General features: G+C 71.2%; 16 protein-coding genes and 2 pseudogenes. 10 read left to right on the top strand and 8 right to left on the bottom strand.

Features of this window, described 5'->3' with window-relative positions; translation table 11 throughout:
* Positions 1 to 155: 155 nt before the first annotated feature.
* The 6 genes and pseudogenes from ABZV00_RS34420 to ABZV00_RS34445 form a co-directional block, all read left to right on the top strand.
* The gene (locus ABZV00_RS34420) at positions 156 to 1,892 is read left to right on the top strand and encodes an NAD(P)H-dependent oxidoreductase subunit E (protein WP_355613950.1); all 1,737 of its coding nucleotides are present in this window, start codon (positions 156 to 158) and stop codon (positions 1,890 to 1,892) included.
* Entirely contained in the window at positions 1,893 to 4,571 is a 2,679-nt protein-coding gene (gene fdhF / locus ABZV00_RS34425) for a formate dehydrogenase subunit alpha (RefSeq protein WP_355613952.1), read from the top strand.
* 104 nt (positions 4,572 to 4,675) lie between these two features.
* Positions 4,676 to 6,589: a heavy metal translocating P-type ATPase gene (locus ABZV00_RS34430; protein WP_355613954.1), complete on the top strand. Its 1,914-nt coding sequence runs from the start codon at positions 4,676 to 4,678 to the stop codon at positions 6,587 to 6,589.
* A 688-nt stretch (positions 6,590 to 7,277) separates the two neighbouring features.
* Positions 7,278 to 9,113: a cation-transporting P-type ATPase gene (locus tag ABZV00_RS34435; protein WP_355613956.1), complete on the top strand. Its 1,836-nt coding sequence runs from the start codon at positions 7,278 to 7,280 to the stop codon at positions 9,111 to 9,113.
* Positions 9,043 to 10,017, top strand: a complete 975-nt coding sequence (locus ABZV00_RS34440; protein ID WP_355613958.1) for an HAD-IC family P-type ATPase — start codon at positions 9,043 to 9,045, stop codon at positions 10,015 to 10,017. Before ABZV00_RS34435 ends, ABZV00_RS34440 begins: the two co-directional genes overlap by 71 nt.
* Positions 10,018 to 10,155: 138 nt before the next feature.
* A pseudogene (locus ABZV00_RS34445) lies at positions 10,156 to 10,656 on the top strand (cation transporter); the annotation flags it as partial.
* 546 nt (positions 10,657 to 11,202) lie between these two features.
* On the opposite strand, the gene ABZV00_RS34450 reads toward ABZV00_RS34445, so the two are convergent.
* Together ABZV00_RS34450 and ABZV00_RS34455 are read right to left on the bottom strand one after the other, a co-directional pair.
* Positions 11,203 to 11,460, bottom strand: a complete 258-nt coding sequence (locus ABZV00_RS34450) for a glutaredoxin domain-containing protein (protein ID WP_355613960.1) — start codon at positions 11,458 to 11,460, stop codon at positions 11,203 to 11,205.
* Complete coding sequence (locus ABZV00_RS34455) at positions 11,457 to 12,131, bottom strand: methyltransferase domain-containing protein (RefSeq protein WP_355613962.1); 675 nt, start codon at positions 12,129 to 12,131, stop codon at positions 11,457 to 11,459. The genes ABZV00_RS34450 and ABZV00_RS34455 overlap by 4 nt, the downstream gene beginning before the upstream one ends.
* Before the next feature lie 15 nt (positions 12,132 to 12,146).
* On the opposite strand from ABZV00_RS34455, the gene ABZV00_RS34460 reads away from it, so the two are divergent.
* Positions 12,147 to 12,278, top strand: a complete 132-nt coding sequence (locus tag ABZV00_RS34460; protein ID WP_355613964.1) for a hypothetical protein — start codon at positions 12,147 to 12,149, stop codon at positions 12,276 to 12,278.
* 17 nt (positions 12,279 to 12,295) lie between these two features.
* On the opposite strand, the gene ABZV00_RS34465 is transcribed toward ABZV00_RS34460, so the two are convergent.
* The 5 genes and pseudogenes from ABZV00_RS34465 to ABZV00_RS34485 all read right to left on the bottom strand — a co-directional run bounded on the left by ABZV00_RS34465 (position 12,296) and on the right by ABZV00_RS34485 (position 17,174).
* Positions 12,296 to 13,039, bottom strand: a complete 744-nt coding sequence (locus tag ABZV00_RS34465; protein WP_355613965.1) for a helix-turn-helix domain-containing protein — start codon at positions 13,037 to 13,039, stop codon at positions 12,296 to 12,298.
* A 276-nt stretch (positions 13,040 to 13,315) separates the two neighbouring features.
* A pseudogene (locus ABZV00_RS34470) lies at positions 13,316 to 14,032 on the bottom strand (cation transporter).
* Positions 14,032 to 14,361, bottom strand: a complete 330-nt coding sequence (locus ABZV00_RS34475) for a helix-turn-helix domain-containing protein (protein ID WP_355613967.1) — start codon at positions 14,359 to 14,361, stop codon at positions 14,032 to 14,034. Before ABZV00_RS34475 ends, ABZV00_RS34470 begins: the two are co-directional and overlap by 1 nt.
* Positions 14,362 to 14,580: 219 nt before the next feature.
* Positions 14,581 to 15,828, bottom strand: a complete 1,248-nt coding sequence (locus ABZV00_RS34480; RefSeq protein ID WP_355613969.1) for an MFS transporter — start codon at positions 15,826 to 15,828, stop codon at positions 14,581 to 14,583.
* On the bottom strand, positions 15,825 to 17,174 hold the full coding sequence (locus tag ABZV00_RS34485) for a rhodanese-like domain-containing protein (protein WP_355613981.1): 1,350 nt from the start codon (positions 17,172 to 17,174) through the stop codon (positions 15,825 to 15,827). Before ABZV00_RS34485 ends, ABZV00_RS34480 begins: the two co-directional genes overlap by 4 nt.
* 81 nt (positions 17,175 to 17,255) lie before the next feature.
* Between ABZV00_RS34485 and ABZV00_RS34490 the strand changes: the two genes are divergently transcribed.
* Together ABZV00_RS34490 and ABZV00_RS34495 are read left to right on the top strand one after the other, a co-directional pair.
* On the top strand, positions 17,256 to 17,918 hold the full coding sequence (locus ABZV00_RS34490) for a metalloregulator ArsR/SmtB family transcription factor (RefSeq protein WP_355613971.1): 663 nt from the start codon (positions 17,256 to 17,258) through the stop codon (positions 17,916 to 17,918).
* Positions 17,915 to 18,199, top strand: a complete 285-nt coding sequence (locus tag ABZV00_RS34495) for a sulfurtransferase TusA family protein (RefSeq protein ID WP_355613973.1) — start codon at positions 17,915 to 17,917, stop codon at positions 18,197 to 18,199. The genes ABZV00_RS34490 and ABZV00_RS34495 overlap by 4 nt, the downstream gene beginning before the upstream one ends.
* A 154-nt stretch (positions 18,200 to 18,353) precedes the next feature.
* On the opposite strand, the gene chrA is transcribed toward ABZV00_RS34495, so the two are convergent.
* Entirely contained in the window at positions 18,354 to 19,538 is a 1,185-nt protein-coding gene (gene chrA / locus ABZV00_RS34500; RefSeq protein ID WP_355613975.1) for a chromate efflux transporter, read from the bottom strand.
* Between the two features lie 51 nt (positions 19,539 to 19,589).
* On the opposite strand from chrA, the gene ABZV00_RS34505 reads away from it, so the two are divergent.
* Positions 19,590 to 19,931, top strand: coding sequence for a four-helix bundle copper-binding protein (locus ABZV00_RS34505; RefSeq protein WP_355613977.1), 342 nt, complete (start codon positions 19,590 to 19,592; stop codon positions 19,929 to 19,931).
* The last annotated feature ends 243 nt before the right edge of the window (positions 19,932 to 20,174 follow it).

Below are 20,174 nucleotides of genomic sequence, written 5' to 3' on the forward strand. Positions count from 1 at the left end.
TCAGACGTTGAAATCGGGTGATGCTTGATCGTGTACGCCAAGATCCTCTGGCTCGTCGCGGTCCGTGGCGGCTGTGCGTTTGGCCGCGAGGTGGACCGAGACGGACGTATGGTTGCTGCCGGGGGCAGAGCCAGCGTTGCACGGGGGTAGGTGCGGTGGGCGAGCCACGCGAGGCGTTCGTCGAGTTGCAGGAACGCCTGCGCAGGCCGGGAACACGGATGCTGGATCGGCTTCGGCAGGCGCAGGCGGAGGACGGTCGCGTCGACGCCGAGGTCCTGGAGCGGGTCGCTGGCGAGTTCGGCTGGCCGGTAGCGGCCGTGACGGGGGCGGCGTCCTACTACGCCGACTTTGCCGAGGGGCGCCGTGGCCGGCGTCATGTCCGAGTTTGCGAGGGAACCTCGTGCTTCGTCAGCACGCAGGGTCAGCACATCCCACGTCTCGAGCGGGCGCTGGGCGTTCGTCTGGGTGAATGCGCCGCGGACGGGTCGGTGTCGCTGCAGGGCGTGCGGTGTCTCGGGTACTGCTACGACTCGCCGGCTGCTCTGGACGGGGAGCAACCGGGTAGTGGTGAGCAGCTCGGCGGGTTGTTCGGCGATCCGCGCGCCGCCGAGCGGCGGACGAGGCCCGGCTGGGTCGAGCCGTTGAAGATGCGGGCCGCGCAGATACCGCACGCAAGCGCGGTGGATCGTCCGGTGGTGCTGGCCGGGTTGGTCGGCGACGAGGGCCCTTGGGAGGTGTGGCCGGGCGTCGTGGCTTCCGGTTCACCCGATCAGGTGATGGCTGAGGTTGCCGCGTCGGGCCTGCGCGGGCGGGGCGGGGCCGGGTTCCCGGTGGCGAAGAAGTGGTCCGCGACCGCGCGGGAACCTGGGCCGAGGTATGTGGTGGCCAACGGCGACGAGGGCGATCCTGGCTCGTTCTGCGATCGGTTGCTCATGGAGAGCGATCCGCACCGGATCCTGGAGGGCCTGGCACTGGCGGCCTTCGCGGTGGGAGCGCGGCATGGGCTGATCCTCGTCCGGTCGGAGTACCCGACGGCAGCCAGGCGGCTGCGTGCGGCAGTGTCCGACGCGCGGGAGAGCGGCCACCTGGGCAGGCGGGTACACGGCTCGGACTTCGACTTCGACGTGGAAGTTGTGCGGGGCGCCGGCTCGTACGTCGCCGGGGAGGAGACGGCGTTGCTGCACGCCGTGGCCGGCCTGCGGGCCGATGTGCGGGCCCGCCCCCCTTACCCCACCAGCCACGGGTACCTCGGGCAGCCGACCGCCGTGAACAACGTAGAGACGCTGTCGGCCGTGCCCTGGATCGTCCGGCACGGTGGGGCGGCCTACGCCCGCCTCGGTCCTCCGGATGAGCCGGGCACCAAGCTGGTCTGCCTGAGCCAGCTCTTCCGCCGGCCGGGCGTGTATGAGGTCGAGTACGGTGTGCCGCTGCGCCATCTGATGGAGGATCTCGGTGGCGGGCTGCGCGAGCCGCACACGCTGCGGGCGGTGCAGGTCGGTGGCCCGCTCGGCGGGTTCCTGACCCCGGATCAGCTGGATCTTCCGCTGCTGTCCCGGCCGCTGGCGGAGGCTGGTGTCGCGTTGGGACACGGCAGTCTGGTCGCGGTCGATTCGGCAATGCCTGCCGCCGCGATCCTGCGGCACGCGTGGGCGTTCGGAGCTGCGGAGAGCTGCGGGGCTTGTACGCCCTGCCGGGTGGGGGCCCGCCGTGGGGTCGAACTCGCCGAGCATATCGGGGAACCCACCCAGGCTGAGGCGGCCCTGGCCGCCCACGAACCGCTGCTTGAGGTGCTGACCGCAGCGAGCCTGTGCGCCTTCGGACGCGGAGTGTCCTGTGCGGTGCGCAGTCTGCTGCACGTCTACGCGGACGAGCTGCGCCGGACGGGCGAGTAGATGGAACTGTCCGTCAACGACGTCAGTGTCGAGGTAGCCGACGGGGCCAGCGTGCTGGATGCCGTCAAGGCGGCCGGGGCAGTGGTGCCGACCCTCTGCTACGACGAACGGCTCAGCCCACAGGGGTCGTGCCGGGTCTGTCTGGTTGGCGTGAAAGGACGGGCGATGCCGGCCTGCACGACACCCGCCACCGAGGGCATGGTGGTGCACACCGACGACCCGGTCGCCCGTCGGTCGGCGCAGCTGTCGCTGGAACTGCTCGTCTCTCAACTGCCCGCCCGGGCGCTCGACGTTCCCGCCGACCGCAGCGAACTGGTCCGCACGTGCGAGTACTTCGGGGTGACCGGGAGCCGGTTCGACGGGGCCATCCGAACGCGGGGCGTCGACCACTCCCACCCGTACGTGAAGCTCGACCGGGACCTGTGTATTGCCTGCAATCGGTGCGTGCGGATGTGCGCGGAGGTGCAGGGCACGTTCGCGCTCTCCCTGGCCGGGCGCGGGTTCGACACCGTGGTCGCTGCCGGCAGCGGCGGCGACTGGGTGTCTTCTCCCTGCGTCGCCTGCGGCGGCTGCGTCGACACCTGCCCGAGCGGGGCACTGTCCGAGCCGGGGCTGCTCGACGCTCGCCCGATCAGCCGGACGACCACCACCACCTGCGGATACTGCGGCGTGGGATGCAGCCTGCGGGTGCACGTACGCGACGACGAGGTGGCCGCCATCACCCCCGTGCACGGCGCTCCCGTCAACCGGGGCCACGCCTGTATCAAGGGTCGCTTCGCCCATGCCTTCACCCGGTCCCGGGACCGGCTGACCACACCGCTGATGCGTCGCGGCGGCCGGGACTCGCCGTTGGAACCCGCGTCGTGGGCGGAGGCGCTCACCATGGTGGCGACCCGGCTGGCCGAGATCCGGGACCGGCACGGGCCGGATGCGATCGGGATGATCTCGTCGGCGCGGGCGACGAACGAGGAGAACTATCTCGCCCAGAAGTTCGCCCGTGCCGTCCTCGGCACGAACAACGTCGACAACTGCTCCCGGCTCTGTCACGCCCCGTCGGCGGTCGGGCTGACCGCCTCCTTCGGCTACGCCGGCGGAACCAACTCCGTGGACGACCTCGACGGGACCGACTGCATCCTGATCGCCGGGGCGAACCCGACCGAAGCCCACCCGGTCATCGGAGCCCGGATCAAACAGCTGGTACTGCGCGGCGCCCGGCTCGTCGTCATCGACCCACGTCGCATCGACCTCGCCGAGATGGCCGACGTGCACGTGCAGGCCACACCCGGGTCGAACGTCGCCGTCTTCAACGGCATCGCCCGAGTGCTGCTCGACGAAGGCTACGCCGACCAGGAGTTCCTCCGCGCTCGGGCCAGCGGGCTGGCCGACCTCACCGGGCTGCTGCGCGAGTACCCGGTGGACCACGCGGCCCGCGTCGCCGGGGTCCAGCCCGAGACACTCACCACGGCCGCCCGCCTGTACGGGACCGCGCGACGCCCGGCGATCGTCTACGGGCTCGGCATCACCGAGCACGCCCACGGCACCGACGGGGTACGGACGCTGGCGAACCTGGCCATCCTGAAAGGCGCCGTCGGCACTCCAGGCTGCTGCGGCGTGCTGTCGATGCGCGGGCAGAACAACGTCCAAGGAGCCTCGGACATGGGCGCCCTGCCGGACCTGCTACCCGGCTACCAGCACGTCACCGACGCGGACGTCCGGGCCCGGTTCGGCCAATCCTGGGGCGTGGACGTGCCCGACCGGCCCGGGCTGCGCATCCTGGAGATGTTCGAGGCGGCCATCGCCGGCCGGGTGCGAGCCATGTACGTCATCGGGGAGGACATCGCGCAGACCGACCCCGACAGCGGAAACGTGCGCAAGGCCCTCGCTGCCTGCGACCTCGTCGTCAGCCACGACCTGTTTCTCTCCCGCACGGCCCAACTCGCCGACGTGGTGTTCCCCGCCGTGTCCTTCCTCGAAAAAGACGGAACGTTCGTCAACTTCGATCGGCGGGTGCAGCGGGTCCGTCCCGCACTGACGCCACCCGGCCAGGCCAAGCCCGACTTCGACATCCTGCGATTGCTGGCCCGGACGATGGGCGCCGACCTCGGTTGCCCCACCCCGGCTGACGCCATGGCCGAGTGCGCCACGCTGACCCCGACGTTCGCCGGCATCTCCCACGCCCGGCTAGACCGGGACGGGCCGCTGCACTGGCCGTGCCGCGCAGCGGACCAGCCCGGGGAGGGGCGCCTCTACCTGGACTCCTTCGCCACCCCGGACGGGCGTGCTGCCCTGGCCGCGCGACCGTACCTGCCGCCGGGCGAACAACCCGATGCCGCTTTCCCGTACGTCCTGATCACCGGCCGCCGGCTGGTGCACTACAACAGCGGCTCGATGAGCCGCCGCACCCCCAACCTCGAGCTTCGCCCGCGCGAGGTGCTCGACCTCCATCCGGACGACGCCGCCCGGCTCCGGATCGCCGACGGAGACCTCGTCGAGGTGAGCAGCCGCCGCGCAGCCGTGACCTTCTCCGTCCACCTCACCAACACGGTCGCCCCCGGCCAACTGTTCACCGCCTTCAACTTTCCCGACACCCCCACCAACGCCCTCACGTCTGACGTCACGGACACGGTGACGGGATGCCCCGAATACAAGGTGACCGCAGTATCACTGCGTCCCGTCTGACCTCCCAGCCGGGCCGGAGGCGGCACATTGCGCAGCGCTGCCGCTCGCAGATCGGCAGGCGACGTCGGCCGGCCCGCCGACGCCCGTGGGGACAGGAGGCTCGCATGCGGAAGAGCCCCAGCCGGGGGCAGGTGAAGACCCCGAGGCTGTGGTGGGACTGGGCGCTGCTGGTCGCCGTCACCGCGGCGGTGCTCACCGGGGCAGCACTGTGGTTCGCCGACCGGCGCGGCGCCGCAGACCTGCTGTGGGCCGGGGCAACCGCCGTCGCCCTGCTACCCGCGATCACGTGGGTCGTCCGTTCGTTGCTGCACCGCCGGGTCGGGGTCGACGTGATCGCGGTCCTGGCACTGGCCGGTGCTCTCGGCGTACGCGAATACCTGGCCGGCGCGGTGATCGCGCTGATGCTGGCGACCGGGCGCACCCTGGAGGCGTACGCGGAGCGGAGGGCGTCACGGGACCTGCGCGGACTGCTCGAACGCGCTCCCCGGTCGACGCGCCGACGAACCGCGCAGGGCGCCATCGAAACCGTGCCGCTCGACGCGGTACAGCCGGATGACCGCCTGCTCGTCGGCCCCGGCGAGGTCGTACCCGTCGACGGCCGCACCGAGGACCCAGCCGTGCTCGACGAGTCGGCGATCACAGGCGAATCAAAGCCGGTCGATCACAAGCCGGGCGAAGGGGTGACCAGCGGCGTAGTCAACGCCGGGCCGGCGTTCGGCATGCGGGCCACGGCCACGGCGGCGCAGAGCACCTACGCCGGGATCGTGCGCCTAGCCGAGGAGGCGACCGCCCGCAAGGCGCCGATGGTACGGCTCGCCGACAGATACGCCGCCGCCTTCGTACCGTTCACCCTCGCCCTAGCCGGCGTCGGCTGGCTCGCCTCCGGCGAGCTGCTGCGGGCGGTTGCCGTGCTCGTCGTCGCCACCCCGTGCCCCCTGATCCTGGCCACCCCGGTCGCGATCGTCTCCGGGCTGTCCCGGGCGGCTCGCCGCGGGGTCGTGGTCCGCGACGGTGCGGCGCTGGAAACACTCGGCCGGGCCCGCACTCTGCTGGTCGACAAGACCGGCACGCTCACGGAGGGCCGGCCCAAGGCGGCCGAGACGGTCACCGCGCCGGGCACGGACTGCGACGAGATGCTCCGCTTGGCAGCGTCGGTCGAGCAGCTCTCCCCACACGTGCTCGCCGCCGCGGTCGTACAGGAAGCGACCAGCCGCGGACTGCCGCTGTCGACACCCACTGACGTTACGGAGGAACCGGGCAAAGGGGTCACTGGCCGGGTCGACGGCCTGCGGGTGCAGGTCGGGCAGTTGACCGGTGAGCTCTCGCCGTGGGCCGAGGAAGTGCGACAGCGGGCCGAGGAGAAGGGGGCGGCGACGGTATGGGTGAGCCTGGACGGCGTCCCCTCCGGCGCTCTGCTGCTCCAGGACCCGATCCGGCCCGACGCGCGCCAGACGATACGCCGGCTCCGGAATGCTGGGTTCACCCGCGTCGTCATGCTGACCGGCGACCGGCCGCGCGTCGCCGCCGAGGTGGCCCGGGTGGTCGGCGCCGACGACGTGGTGGACCGGTGCACGCCAGGGACAAAGGTCGACCGGGTACGCGCCGAGTCGACACGGGCGACCACCGTGATGGTCGGCGACGGAGTGAACGACGCGCCCGCCCTGGCCGCCGCCGACGTCGGCGTGGCGATGGGCGCGACCGGTGCGACAGCCTCGGCTGACGTTGCCGACGCCGTCCTGACCGTTGACCGGCTGGACCGGCTTGCCGACACCGTCGAGATCGCTCGTCATGCCCGTCGAATCGCCATCCAAAGCGCGACAGTGGGAATGGGCTTGGCGCTGACCGCCATGAGTGTGGCCGCAGTCGGGCTGCTTCCCCCAGTCATCGGCGCGTTCCTCCAGGAAGGCATCGACGTCGTGGTCATCCTCAACGCCCTACGCGCATTGCGTGGCGGCGTGCGCCGGGGGGCACTGGCCGGACAACCGGGGCAGACAAGGCACTTGTCTCCGACAAGCTGAGCGCGGAACCCGGCAAGCAATCCCGTCGCGCCGCAGTCGCCCGCAAAACTGACCCTCATGAGGAGCAGCATCCCGCCCGTTACCTTCTTGATCGTCCCCAGCCGGGGACTCCTCGGTCGCCCGGCCCGGTACGGCTTCCTGCCCCTGACCTACGCGTGATCCATTCGTGTACAGACCGCTTGTCCCAGCTGTCCGGCCCGAGTGAAGGTGGCCAAGTCCACCGGAGTTGGCCAGCCGGATGGCCCGTGTCCGGGTGAAGAGGGCCACCCGGTACGGGTGGGCGAGGACGGGCATCGCACCAAGCGGGTCAATGCCGTCAGGGCAGGCGATACGGGTCGTCCCGGAGGAAATCTTGATGATCCGGCCGCCGTCGCGGATGCGGGCCAGACCCTGCTGGACGATGAAGAACGGCGCCCTGACATTGACGGCGGCGACCTTCGTCCACGGCGCCAGGACGCACCCCGCCGGGACCAGGCATGCTCGCTGGCTGCCACCGCAGATAATTTGCTGGTCAGCCACTTCCCTGTCACTTCGGCCCCTACCCGCGACACCCACGTCTCAACGACCCCGCCCCGGATACGGACAACGAGCGACAACGCCGCCGCAAGGAGGTCTACCTTCGCTGCCACCGGCGAGGCCGGAGACCGAAACGCCCGCCCGTGGTCGGGTGGTGCGGCAGCCTGAAACCATGGCACGGCAGTCACCTCGGGATGGGCGTGGCAGTGCGCTGCCTGCCGGGCACGAGCCCCGACAGCCGGTCGAACAACTCCTCTGCGACTTGAAGACAAGCCTCGATGGTCTCTCGAGGGCGCGGGCGCACCAGCGCTTGGCCGAGTACGGGCCGAACGAGCTACGCCGGCAGGGCGGGACCCGCTGGTGGCGGGACCTCGTCCGGCAACTGATCCACCCGCTGGCCCTGGTGCTGTGGCTCGCCGCCGTCCTGGCCTGGGTCGCCGGCACACCCGTACTGGCGGCGGCGATCGTGGCCGTCATCCTGATAAACGCCGTGTTCGCCTTCGCCCAGGAGCGCCACGCCGAACACGCTGTCGAGGCATTGAACAAATACCTACCCCAGCAGGCCAGTGTCCTGCGCGACCAGCGGCGGCAGCAGATCGACGCACGAGAGCTTGTACCCGGTGACGTCCTATTCATCGCCGAGGGCGACAGAATCTCCGCCGACGCCCGCCTCCTCGACGGCTCGATCGAGGCAGACATGTCTGCCCTGACCGGCGAGTCGCAACCCGTCTACCGCACCGCCGGCGACACCCGTAGCCGCGAACCTCTGATCCAGGCGTCCAACCTCGTATTCAGCGGCACGGTCTGCCTCGGGGGAGACGCCCGGGCCCTCGTCTACGCCACGGGCATGCGTACCGAACTAGGGCGTATCGCCGCGTTGTCCCAGCGCGTCGGCCGCGAAGAGAGCCCGCTGGAGAAACAGATCAAGCGCGTCGCCTGGCTCATCGCGGCGGTCGCCGGGATCGCCGGTGCGATCTTCTTTCCCATCGGGGTGTGGGCGGCCGGAATGCCCATCTCCGACGCGTTCAGCTTCGCGATCGGACTCCTCGTCGCTAACGTCCCCGAAGGCCTGCTCCCCACCATTACCCTCGCGCTCGCCGTCGGGGTGCGCGGACTCGCCCGACGCGGAGCCGTCGTCAAACGGCTCAGCGCGGTGGAAACCCTCGGAGCCACCGCCGTCATCTGCACCGACAAAACGGGAACGATCACCGAGAACAAGATGCGGGTCGTGACGGCATGGTCAGCCGGACGCCTCATCCAGGAGGCTGACCTGACCAGCCAAAACCAACCCGCCGTCGTCCGGGACCTCGCGCGGACCGTGGTGCTCTGCAGCAACGCACAACTGGAACCCGGGCCGGGCGAGGAGGCGAGCGGAGACCCGACCGAAATAGCCCTGATGCGATTCGCCAAGGGCGTCGGTATCGAGACGTCACCAGATCAACGCCCCCGGTGCCGACGCGGCGAGTTCCATTTCGACCCCAAACTGCGGCTCATGTCCACCGTCGATACCGACGAACAGGGTCTGTGGTTACACACCAAGGGCGCCCCCGAAGAAGTCATCGCCCGCTCCACCACGATCGTCGAGGCCGACGGCGCAGAGCATCCCCTCGGGGACATCACCCGGCAGCAGTTGACAGAGGCTGTCACGGCGCAGGCCGCGAAGGGTACGCGGATCATCGCGGCCGCCCGCCGCCGCGTCGCCGAAGTCCCCGGCACCCGCGCCGAAGTCGAACGGGACCTCTGTCTCCTCGGCTGGGTCGCCATGCTTGACCCGCCCCGTCCCGAGGTCACCAACGCGGTGGCCTGCTGCCAAACCGCCGGCATCCGCATCATCATGATCACCGGCGATCACGGACTCACCGCCGCCGCCATTGCCACCCAGGTCGGCATCACACAGCCCAACCCAACAGTCGTCAACGGCGACCGCCGTCGACGCCATGTCCGACGACGAATTGACCGAACTCCTCGTCCGCACCGCGGATCTCGTCTTCGCCCGTACCTCGCCTGAGGCCAAACTTCGCATCGCCAAAGCCCTGCAAGACACCGGCCACGTCGTGGCCATGACCGGCGACGGCGTCAACGACGCCCCCGCCCTGCGACGCGCCGACATCGGCGTAGCCATGGGACGCACCGGCACGGACGTCACCCGCGAAGCCGCCACCCTGATCCTCACCGACGACAACTTCGCCACCATCGTCGCCGCCGTCCAATCCGGCAGACAGGTCTACGACAACGTCCGCAAATTCATCCTCTACATCTTCGCCCATGCCACACCCGAGGTCGTACCGTTCCTCATCTTCGCCGTCTCTGGCGGAACGGTCCCCCTACCACTGACCGTCATGCAGATCCTCGCCATCGACCTCGGCACCGAAACCCTCCCGGCGCTGGCACTCGGCCGCGAACCCCCCGAGCCGGGACTGATGAAACGACCACCACACAAACGCGGCAGCACCATCATCGACAGACGCATGCTGATCAGAGCCTGGGGCTACCTCGGCATCATCTCCGCCATCCTCGTCATGGCCGGCTTCTTCCTCACCCTCTACCGAGCCGGCTGGCAACCCGGCGACCCCACCGGCCCCGGAACGCCCCTCCACCACGCCTACCAACAGGCCACCACCATGACCTTCCTCGGCATCGTCGCCTGCCAGATCGGCACTGCCCTCGCCGCCCGCACCGACCGCGCCTCACTCCGCTCCGTCGGCCTCCTTACCAACCGACTCCTGCTGTGGGGAATCGCGTTCGAACTCGCCTTCGCCGCCGCCATCATCACCGTGCCGCCGCTACAGGCGATCTTCGGCACCGCCCCACCCGACCCCCTCATGCTTGCCATCCTGATCGCCTTTCCGATACTCGTATGGGCACCGGACGAGCTACGGCGAGCATTACTACGCCACACCGGAAGACGCTGAAGTCAGCTCGTTGTGGTCCGCACCCCGGCCGGAGCTGCAGGACCTGCTGCGCTCGGCGGAACAGGTTCTGGCCGCGACGGGCGAGGCGGTTGCCCTGTGCCCGGTCTACGGAACTCCGGCCGACTCTCGGGTGAGCGCGTGAGCGCGTCGCTCCTGAGTCCGGAGCGTCGGGCGGTGCTGTCGCGGCGCAGCCTCTGGTTGGCCTACGCCACAGCCGGCTACAACCTGCTGGAGGGCCTGGTCGCCGTCGCAGCTGGCGCAGCGGCCTCCTCCACGGCGCTGATCGGCTTCGGCTTGGACTCGTTCGTCGAGGTGTCCAGCGCAGCGGTGCTGATCTGGCAGTTCCAATCGCGGGTGCCCGAGGATCGGGAGCGGCTGGCCCTGCGGCTGATCGGCGTGTCGTTCTCCGCCCTGGCCGCCTGGGTGACCTTCGAAGCCCTGCGGTCGCTGCTGACCGGCGGGGACGCTGACGCCAGCCCAGCTGGGATCGGCCTTGCCGTCGCGTCGCTGATCGTGATGCCGCTGCTCGTGCGGGCCAAGCGGCGCACCGGCCGGGAACTCGGCTCGGCCACCGTCATGGCGGACTCGACACAGACAATGCTGTGCACCTACCTGTCCGCGGTGCTCCTCGTCGGCCTAGGATCAGCGCCTCACCGTCGTCGGCCGGTTCGGTGGTGATGGTGAACGTGAAGAACGAGCAGCACCCCGTCTCCCGGGCGGTCAGGTCACGGACCGCCGCCGTCAGGCCGGCCTCGCCGGTCAGCGTCATGCGGGCGTGCGTCGCGGTGAGGGTCTCGACCCGGCGCACGGCGGTGGCAAACAGCTCGTCGAACTCGGCCAGCCGCAGCGGCTGCTCGACGGTCGGCAGCGTGCAGGCATCAGGGACCACGAACGACATCACAGGCTCCTTGAGCAGGCGGTGCAGCGCCCCATCGGGCGCTGTCTCTCGACGGTAAGCCTGTACCTGGGTACCGGATGCAAGTCCCGCGGCGAGGATTCCGGCCGGTACACGCTGCGCCGATCGTGTCGCAGCTGGCGGAGCTGGTCCGGCGTCCTGTCGGCTTGCCACGCACGTGGAGGATGTGGCGCCGGAAGGGACGGCGCCTCGGATGGCGGCGATGCAGGGAAGGGCGTCGGCTCCGTGCCAGGGGCGGTGTTGTTCGGTTCGGTGGTGGTCGTGAAGGGTCAGTTGCGGGTGAGCTGGTCCACCACCGCCGCGCTGGGGTTGACCAGCCATTGTCCGGCGACGTGGACGGTGGGGACGGTTTCGTTGCCGTCGGCGACCGCGCGGACGGCGGTGGCAGTGTCGGGGTCGGCCCAGATGTTGATTTCGGTGAACGTGATGTCGCGCCGGCGGAGCCCGCGACGCAGCAGGAAGCAGTACGGGCAGCCGGGCCGGGTATAGACGGTGACCGGTGCGTGCGGTCGCACGCCGGTGCTCACGGTTTCGCCGCTTCCACCGGCGCGGTGGCCGTACCGCGGATGTGCGGGGCCGCGGGACTGCTCGGTCCGGTGGCCGGGAACGTGAACCGGTACAGCTCGTCGACGACGAACCCGGCGGCGGTGATGGCGGCAGCGGTGTCGCGGCTGGTGTGGCAGCCGGCGAGCAGCAGCGGCCAGAGGGTGGCGTCAGCGGCGCGTTGGACGCGGCGCAGCAGCCCGGGGTGTTCGGCGGCGACGTGTTCGAAGAACCGCAGGTGCCCGCCCGGGCGCAGGACCCGGCGGATCTCTGCCAGGGCGGCGGTCTGGTCCGGGACAGTGCACAGCACGAGGGCGGTGACCGCGGCGTCGTACTCGCCGTCGCCGCCGGGTAGCGCTTCGGCGACGCCGTCGAGGACCCGGACCGGTACCGGGGCGCTCGCGGCAGCCGCGAGTGCGGCGGCGCGTAGCCGCGGTTCGGGCTCCACGGCGACGACCTCGGTGACCGTGGGTGGGTAGTGGGCGAACATGCGGCCGTTGCCCGCGCCGACCTCGATCACCCGGCCGGCCAAGCCCGCGACCAGGGCCCGGCGGTGTTCGGCGCCGCCGGCCCGGTCCATGGTGACGCTGAGCCGCTGGTAGACGCGGGCGAAGATCGGGTGCGACACCCGCGGTGTGGGCTGTTGCGGCGACATCAGTGATCCCTTCAGGTGGGTTGTGCGGCGGCGTCGGCGCGGCTGCTCGCCGGCCTGTCGTTGCGTGATGTGGAGCGGTTCACCACGAAGCTGGAGCTGCTGATGGACCGGTTCGCGACCGGCGGAGCGCCCGGCGCGGAGGGTTGAGGGTGGTGGCACGGCGGTCACCGTGAGCGGTGCGGCGATGCGGGTGCGGTGGCTCGGTTGAGCAGCGCGGCGAGCATGGCGGTGACGGTCGCGTCGTCGGCTGCCGGATCTGCTGCGCCGGTGGTGGGCGGTGCGGGGTCGAAGTGGCGGTGCACGGCCCACAGGGTGACGAGTTCCACGATGGTACGAGCGAGCAGCGTCGCCGGGCCGGGCAGGGCGATCGCGCCGGTGTCGGCGCGGCGGGTGAGGTACTCGGCGAGCGCGTCGACCTGGGCGCGGCGGCCGGTGCCGAACCAGATCTCGGCGAGGTCGGGCAGTTCGGGGGCGCACCGGTCGACGAGTTTGATCGCTACCCGGTGCCGGGCGAGCCGCTGGTAGAGGTCCGTGACGATCCCACCCAGCTCGTCGGGATCGGTGTCGGCAGTGCCGTGCGCCGGTTCGGCGAGGGCACCGTGCAGGCGCAGGTCGGCGATCTCGGCGCCGAGCCGCCCCGCGACCAGTGCGGCGACGTCGGCGTCGGCCGGTGCAGGCACCGGCAGGTCGGTCACGGCGGGCAGGGGCTCGTGACCGTCGGCGTAGCGGACGGCGGCGGCGAACAGGGCCGTCTTGTTCTGCGCGTACCCGTAGAGGGTGCCTTTGGCCAGGCCCAGCGCGTCCGCGACGTCCTGGACCTGCGTGCGACGGTAGCCGTGGGCGATGAACACCCGCGCAGCAGCGTCAACGACGACGGCGAACCGGTCGGCAGGAATCGAGCGAGCCACATCTCCACAATAACCGACCGACCGGGTCAGTCAATAGGCGGTCTGGGGGTGCAGGTCGGGTCGCGATCAGCCGAGCCAAGGGTTTGCCCACGAGGCCGGTGCGGACCTCGAAACGCTGCAGGACCTGCTCGGCCACCGGGATCGTGATCATCGCCGACACCTACACCCGCCGTCCTGGCGCATCACACACGCGCCGACGCCACCGCCGTACTCGTCCTCGCCGCCGGCGGCCGCACCCCAGAGAAGATCCGCAGCAGTGGCCGGCGAGGGCTGCGGTCACCGGGGTGGTTCCTGGACGCAGCACCCGTCGGCGCAGCCGCCTGTCGCCGCTGCACCGGTGGCCAGCGCGGCGGTCGGGGCGCAGCAGGCGTCGCCGCGCCAGGCCTCGCGGCCTTCCTTGAGCGCCACGGCGGCGATGACCAGCGCGGCGACCGGGTCGGCCCACCACCACCCGAACAGTGCGTTGACCGCCAGGCCGAGCAGCAGCACTGCGGACAGGTAGGTGCACAGCAGGGTCTGCCTGGAGTCGGCCACCGCCGAGGCCGAGCCCAGTTCACGACCGGTGCGGCGTTGCACCGCGGACAGCGCCGGCATCACCGCGAGCGATACGGCGGCCAGCACCAGACCGATCGTCGAATGATCGGCGCGCTCCGCGCCGAGCAGTGCCCGCACCGACTCCACCGTCACATACGCGGCCAGGGCGAAGAACGACACAGCGATGATGCGCAGCGCGGTGCGTTCGCGCTTCTCGTGGTCGGTGCCGGAGAACTGTCACGCCACGGCGGCGGCCGAGGACACCTCGATGACCGAGTCCAGGCCGAAGCCGATCAGCACGGTGGAGGACGCCAGGGTGCCGGCGGTGATCGCGACGACGGCCTCGACGGTGCTGTAGGCGATCGTGGCGGCGACGAGCAGCCGCACCTGACGGGCGAGGGTCGCCCGTCGCTGCGGCGAAGGTCCGACCGGCGTGACCGGCAGCAGCGGGAGGTTCATCAGCAGCAGTCCTTGTCCGCGGCATCGGGACATGCGGCCGGGTCCACGGCCAGGACCAGGCCGAGCAGGTCGCCCAGGGCGTGCGCCAGCCGGGCGTCGGCCAGCTCGTACCGGGTACGCCGGCCTTCGGGTGCGGCAACGACCAGGCCGCAGCCGCGCAGGCAGGCGAGGTGGTTGGACAGGTTCTGCCTGCTCGTGCCGAGCAGCTCAGCGAGGTCGGCCGGGTACCCGGGGCTTTCGCGCAGCGCGAGCAGCAGCCGGGCCCGCAGCGGATCGGACAGGGCATGGCCGAAGCGGGCGAGCACCTGTCCGTGCGTCAACGTCTCCACTTCAACGACGATACAACCTGTGATGTATTCAGCCTATGATGTATCGATGTTTCTCGCGCTGGCGAGGTGGTGTGTGCATGGTGCCGGTGGTCCGTGGTGACCGGTGTGCCGGGGCGGTACAGCGCGTTGTCGGGGTCATGCCGTGGTTCCGGCGGCCGGATGATCAGCGGATGATGGCCCGGGCGAGTATGCCGGCGAGCAGGGAGAGGCTGCGGACTGTCAGGCCCGGCGGTGTGTCTCGTACATGCGCCCCCACGCGAGTAGGCCGGACGCGGCGGTGAGGGCGGCGACGACCCAGGTCGCGGCGCGGATCCCGGCGAGGTCGGCGACGATGCCAGCGAGCAGGGCGCCGACGGCGAAGCCGCCGTCGCGCCAGAGCCGGTAGACGCCGACGGCGCGGGCCCGCCATGCGGGGTGGGCGACGTCGCTGATGGCGGCGAGCAGGGTGGGGTAGACCATCGCGGTGCCGGCGCCGAGCAGCACCGCGGCGACAGCCCAGGCGGTGAAGCCGTCGGCGAGGGCGATGACGGCCAGGGCGACCGCCTGCAGCAGCATCCCGGTGACGATGAACGGTTTGCGTCCGTAGCGGTCCGAGGCCGGGCCGGTGGCGAGCTGCCCGAGGCCCCACACGGCCGGGTACAGGGCGGCGAGGGCGCCGATCTCGGTCAGCGACAGTCCGGCGGTGGCGAATAGGATCGGGAACAGGCCCCAGGCCAGGCCGTCGTTGAGGTTGTTCACCATGCCGGCCTGGCTCGCCGAGGACAGGGCGGGTTCCCGCCAGCTGGCCAACGCGAACACCTGCCGGGTCGACAGGCCCGCATGGTGCTCGCCGATGGTGTGGATGGCGGCTTCGTGGCGGGCGTGGCCGCGGGTCTCCCGCACGAAGACCGCGGACAGGCCGAGGCCGAGGGCGATGTAGGCGGCAGTGAGCAGGAACGGCGCCGGTCGCAGCCCGTAGGCGGCGGCGAGGGCTCCGGTGGCCATCGCCGTGGCGGCGACGGCGACGTACCCGGCGGCCTCGTTGAGGCCCATCGCCAGGCCACGCCGGTCAGGCCCGGCGAGGTCGATCTTCATGATGACGGTGGTGGACCAGGCCAGGCCCTGGTTGACCCCGAGCAGCACGTTCGCCGCGACGATCCACCCCCAGCTGGGTGCCCAGATCAGCATGGCCGGGATCGGAATGGCGACCAGCCAGCCTGCCAGCAGGACTGGTTTACGGCCGTAGCGGTCCGACAGGGTGCCCGCGAAGAAGTTGGTGACGGCCTTGGTCGCGCCGAACGCGAGGATGTAGGTCAGTGCCGCGGTGTAGGCGGTGAGATGGAACTCCTGCTCGGCCAGCAGCGGCAGCACGGTGCGTTCGGAGCCCAGCACGCCGCCGACGAGGGCGTTGACGACCACGAGCAGGGTGAACTGGGCGGCGTTGGCGGCGAGTCCGAGCCGCGGCATACCGGTCATGGTGGTGCTCATGATCCCTCCTGCAGGCGGCGGCCGGTGGCGGTGGCCCAGCCCTCGGCCCCGCCGACCAGCACGGCCAGGTCGTGGCGGCCGGTGCGCTCGAGCAGCGTGGCCGCGGTCATCGCGCGTTCGCCGTGCCCGCACATCACCACCACGGGCCCGTGCGGTGCGGCGTGCGCGGTGGCGGGTAGGTCGCCCAGTTCGAGGTGGACGGCGTGGGGCAGATGCCCGGCGGTGTATTCACCGGCCTGACGGATATCGAGCACAGGGGCGTCGACCTGGTCCGGGCGGACCAGGCGGGTGGTGGTGACCTCGCCGGTCCAGGCGGCCATCCCGCCGGTGAGCTCGCCGACCAGGTGGTCGACGCCGATGTTCAGCGCCGGCCACAGGATGTCGGCCGGATCCTGGTCGCCGTTGCGCACGATCATCACGGGGGTGCCCGGGTCGACGAGCCAGCCGAGCCAGGTCGCGAACTGCGCCCGCAGTGGGATCGCGATCGCGCCGGGGATGTGCCCGGCGGCGACGTCGGGCACCGGGCGCACGTCCACGACCACCGCGCCGTCGGCGAGGAACCGCCGGACCTCGGCGGCCGACAGGCCGGGCAGGTGCGGCAGGCCGTTCACGACGGCGGGGCCGCGTCGGTTGGCTTCGGCCAGCCACCGGAAGTATGCCGGGTACGAGCCCAGCGACGCCACGAGCCGGTCGAAGAACGCGTCGGCGTCGGGGGCGGCCAGCAGCGGGTTGCCGGCCTTCTCGGCGCCGATCGTGCTGGTGCGCGCCGCGCCGGGCGGAGCGGAGCAGAACGACCCGGCACCGTGCGTCGGCCACACGCCGGTGGCGTCCGGCAGCGCGGCGAGACGGTGCAGCGACGCGTACTGCGCCCGGGCCAGCTCGACGGTGCGTTCCTCGCCGAGCAGGTCGGTGCGGGCCGCGGAGCCGACGATCAGCGACCCGCCGGTGAACACCCCCACCGGTGTGGGGCCGTCGAGCAGCAGGAACGCCAGGTGCTCGTCCGTGTGCCCCGGCGTGGCCAGGGCGCGCAGGGTAAGCCCGCCGAGGTCCACCTCGTCGCCGTCGGTCAGGCCGCGATGCTCGAACGCCCGCATCCCGGCGGCCGAGGCCAGGATCTGCGCGCCGTCGGTCGCGGCGAGCTGTACCGCCCCGGACAGGAAGTCGGCGTGCAGGTGCGTGTCCGCCGCCCACGCCACCGTCAGCCCCCGCTTGCCGGCCGCGGCGCGCAACGCCCGCAGGTCCCGAGGCGGGTCCACCGCCAAGGCCCGGCCGTCACCGACGTCGAGCAGGTAGGCGCTGTTGCCCAAACCCTCGTCCACCAGCGGGACCAGCCGCTCTCGCTCCATCTGCACCACAACCCTCCCACCCGGGACGCGTTCCCCGCCCCACACCTACTACAATATTCCATAGAACATTGGAGGAGTGTCATGGGTGATGCGGTCGCCAAGGCCGAGCTGTTCGACTCCCTCGCCCGCGTCGGCAAGGCTCTCGGTAGCGGCACGCGCCTGGAGCTGCTCGACCTGCTCGCCCAGGGTGAGCGCAGCGTCGAGGCTCTGGCCCGAGCTGCCGGCGTCGGGATCACTACCTGCTCCGCGCACCTGCAGACCCTGCGGCAGGCGGGGCTGGTCGCAACCCGCCGCGACGGCACCAAGATCCACTACAGGCTCGCCGGTACGGACGTGGCCGCCCTGTACGCGCTGCTGCGTGACGTCGCCGGCACACACTCGGCGCAGGCCGCCGCCGCCCGTGACAGCTACCTCGGCGCCGATGACACCGAGGCCGTCGACCGCGACGAACTGCAGCGGCGACTCGCCACCGGGCAGGTGATCGCCGTGGACGTGCGCCCCGCCGAGGAGTACACCGCCGGCCACATCCCCGGGGCGCTGTCCATCCCCCTCGAACAGCTCACCGACCGGCTCGCCGAACTCCCCGACGATGTCGAGGTCGTGGCCTACTGCCGCGGGGCGTACTGCGTGCTCGCCCACGACGCCGTCCGGCTCCTCGCCGCCCGCGGCCGTCGCGCCGCTCGCCTGGTCGACGGCATGCTCGAGTGGCGCCTGGCCAACCTGCCCGTCGACGCCGCCACGTGAGCACCCCGGTCGTGCTCGACGGCGGCGACCGCCGCTGCGTGCAGCTGCTCCTGGAGCTGCGCCGCCTGACCCTGCAGGTACCGGCCGGCACCGTCGTGCATCTGATCGCCACGGACCCCGCCGCACCGTTGGACCTGCCCGCCTGGTGCCACCTCACCGGGCACACCTACCTGGGTCCGCTGCCCGCAACCACCCGACCGACCTACGCAATCCAGGTCACCGCCGACGCCGCCGCAACCGACCCGGACCGTCCATGGCGGCCGGCGCCAACCGCGCCATGAGCACGTCCAACGTGGCGAGGACCTGCTGCATCTGAGTGGCCGGCAGCCCGGCGAACAGCGCCAGCAGCCGGCGTCGTAGTCGGACCGCTAGCTGCCGGGTCACCTGCGGGGCGGCTGCTGGGACCTCGTCGTTTCGGCTACCCCGGCTGGTTGGTCAGTGTGGGAGCGGTCCGCCGGCCAGGGCGATGATGACGCCGATGGTGCCGGCGCCGAGCAGGGTCGGTACGACGCCGCGGCGTAGCGGTAGCAGCAGGATCGCCGCGCCGGCGAGCACGGCGTACTGCCATGGTCGGGTCAACGCGGTGGCGAGGATGATCGCGGAGCCGAGGATCGCGCCGATCGCGGCAGGTCCAGCGCCGTCGAGGATCGCCCGGACCCGCTGGTTGGTGCGGAGGTGCGCGCCGAGCAGGATGAACGCGAACGACGGCGTGAACGCCACCGCGGAGGCGAGCAGGCCACCGCCGATGCCGGCGGCGGCGTAGCCGACCACGGCGACGGTCTGTACGACCGGGCCGGGGGTGATCTGGCCGAGCGCGACGGCGTTGAGGAACTGGGCGTTGCTCATCCAGTGGTGGTTCACGGCGTCGGCCTGCATCAGCGGGATGATCACGAAGCCGCCGCCGTAGGACAGGGCACCGACTTTCAGGGCGACCCACCCGATCGAGAGCAGCACACTGCCACCGAACCCGCCAGCGGCCAACAGCGGCAGCGAGAATCTGGGGGCGGCGTCGGGCTCGTTGCGTCCGACCCGCTGGGCGACGGTCTCGATCAGGCCGCAGGCGAGCAGGACCAGCACGAGCCAGGGGCCGACGGTGGCCGCGGCCGCCACGCCGGCGGTCAGGTACAGCGACCAGCGCAATCGGTTGCTGGCCTGCGGCGCGCGCCGCCAGCTCGCGGGGATGAGGCCGGACCCGGCCTGCACGGCGACCGCCGCGACGGCGGCACCCGCACCCGCGCCAGCGCCTTTGACCCACAGCGGTGGGGTGCCGGCCAGGAACAGGACGGCCAGGGCGAGGATGAGGATCAGGCCGGGGACGATAAACGCCGCCCCGCCGACGAGGGCACCGACCCGGCCACGGACCCGCCAGGCGCAGAAGATCGCCAGCTGGGTGGGCGCCGGGCCGGGCAGCAGGTTGCACGCGGCGACCGCGTCCTCGAACTCGCTGTCGTCGAGCCATTGCCGGCGTTCGACGCACAGCTGACGCAGCAGCGCGATGTGGGCGGGTGGGCCCCCGAACCCGATGCAGCCGATGCGTCCCCACTCCTTAAGGACGGTGAGCAGGCCCACGTGGGGCCGGTTCGTGTCGCCGTGTGCCGGCTGCAGCGGTGTCGTCGCCACGTCGCGGTCCTGTCCTGTTGCTTATCCGTTGCTACGATGGCGGAGCAAGGTATGACCAAGGACGTGATGGCCCGCGCGATCACCGACGCGTTGAACTGTTCGCGGATCTGTGAAGAGACCCTGTCCTACTGTCTGCGCCAAGGTGGCCGGCACGTCGAGGCCGAGCACATCAAGCTGATGATGGACTGCGCGGAAATCTGCCGTACGGCGGCGGCGTTCATGGAGCGCGGGTCGCGGTACAACGCGGAGATATCGCGCATCTGCGCACAGATATGCCAGGCGTGCGCAGTCGACTGCGCGCAGTTCAGCGGAGACGAACAGATGATGCGCTGCGCGGACGAGTGCCGCCGCTGCGCCGACTCGTGCACCCAGATGGCTGCCGCCGCCGTCTGACGCCATTCTGCGCTCTGACCTCGTACCCTGCCCGAGGGGCACAAGCGCCACGCTCGCCTCCGACCCACGGTCAGCTGCCCGCCGCATCTATGCGAGAGCGGGATGGCGTCAGGTGGCACAGTCAGCCCTTCCATGGGGACCTCCAATGCCCTCTTGGTCAGGATGGGGTGAGACACCGCGTGTGAGTGCGGGGTGCTGACCGAGGGCGGGATCGGAGATCCTGGTGTACGTGTCGACATCTTC

Source organism: Micromonospora sp. NPDC005173, assembly GCF_040608515.1.
Taxonomy (GTDB): domain Bacteria; phylum Actinomycetota; class Actinomycetes; order Mycobacteriales; family Micromonosporaceae; genus Micromonospora.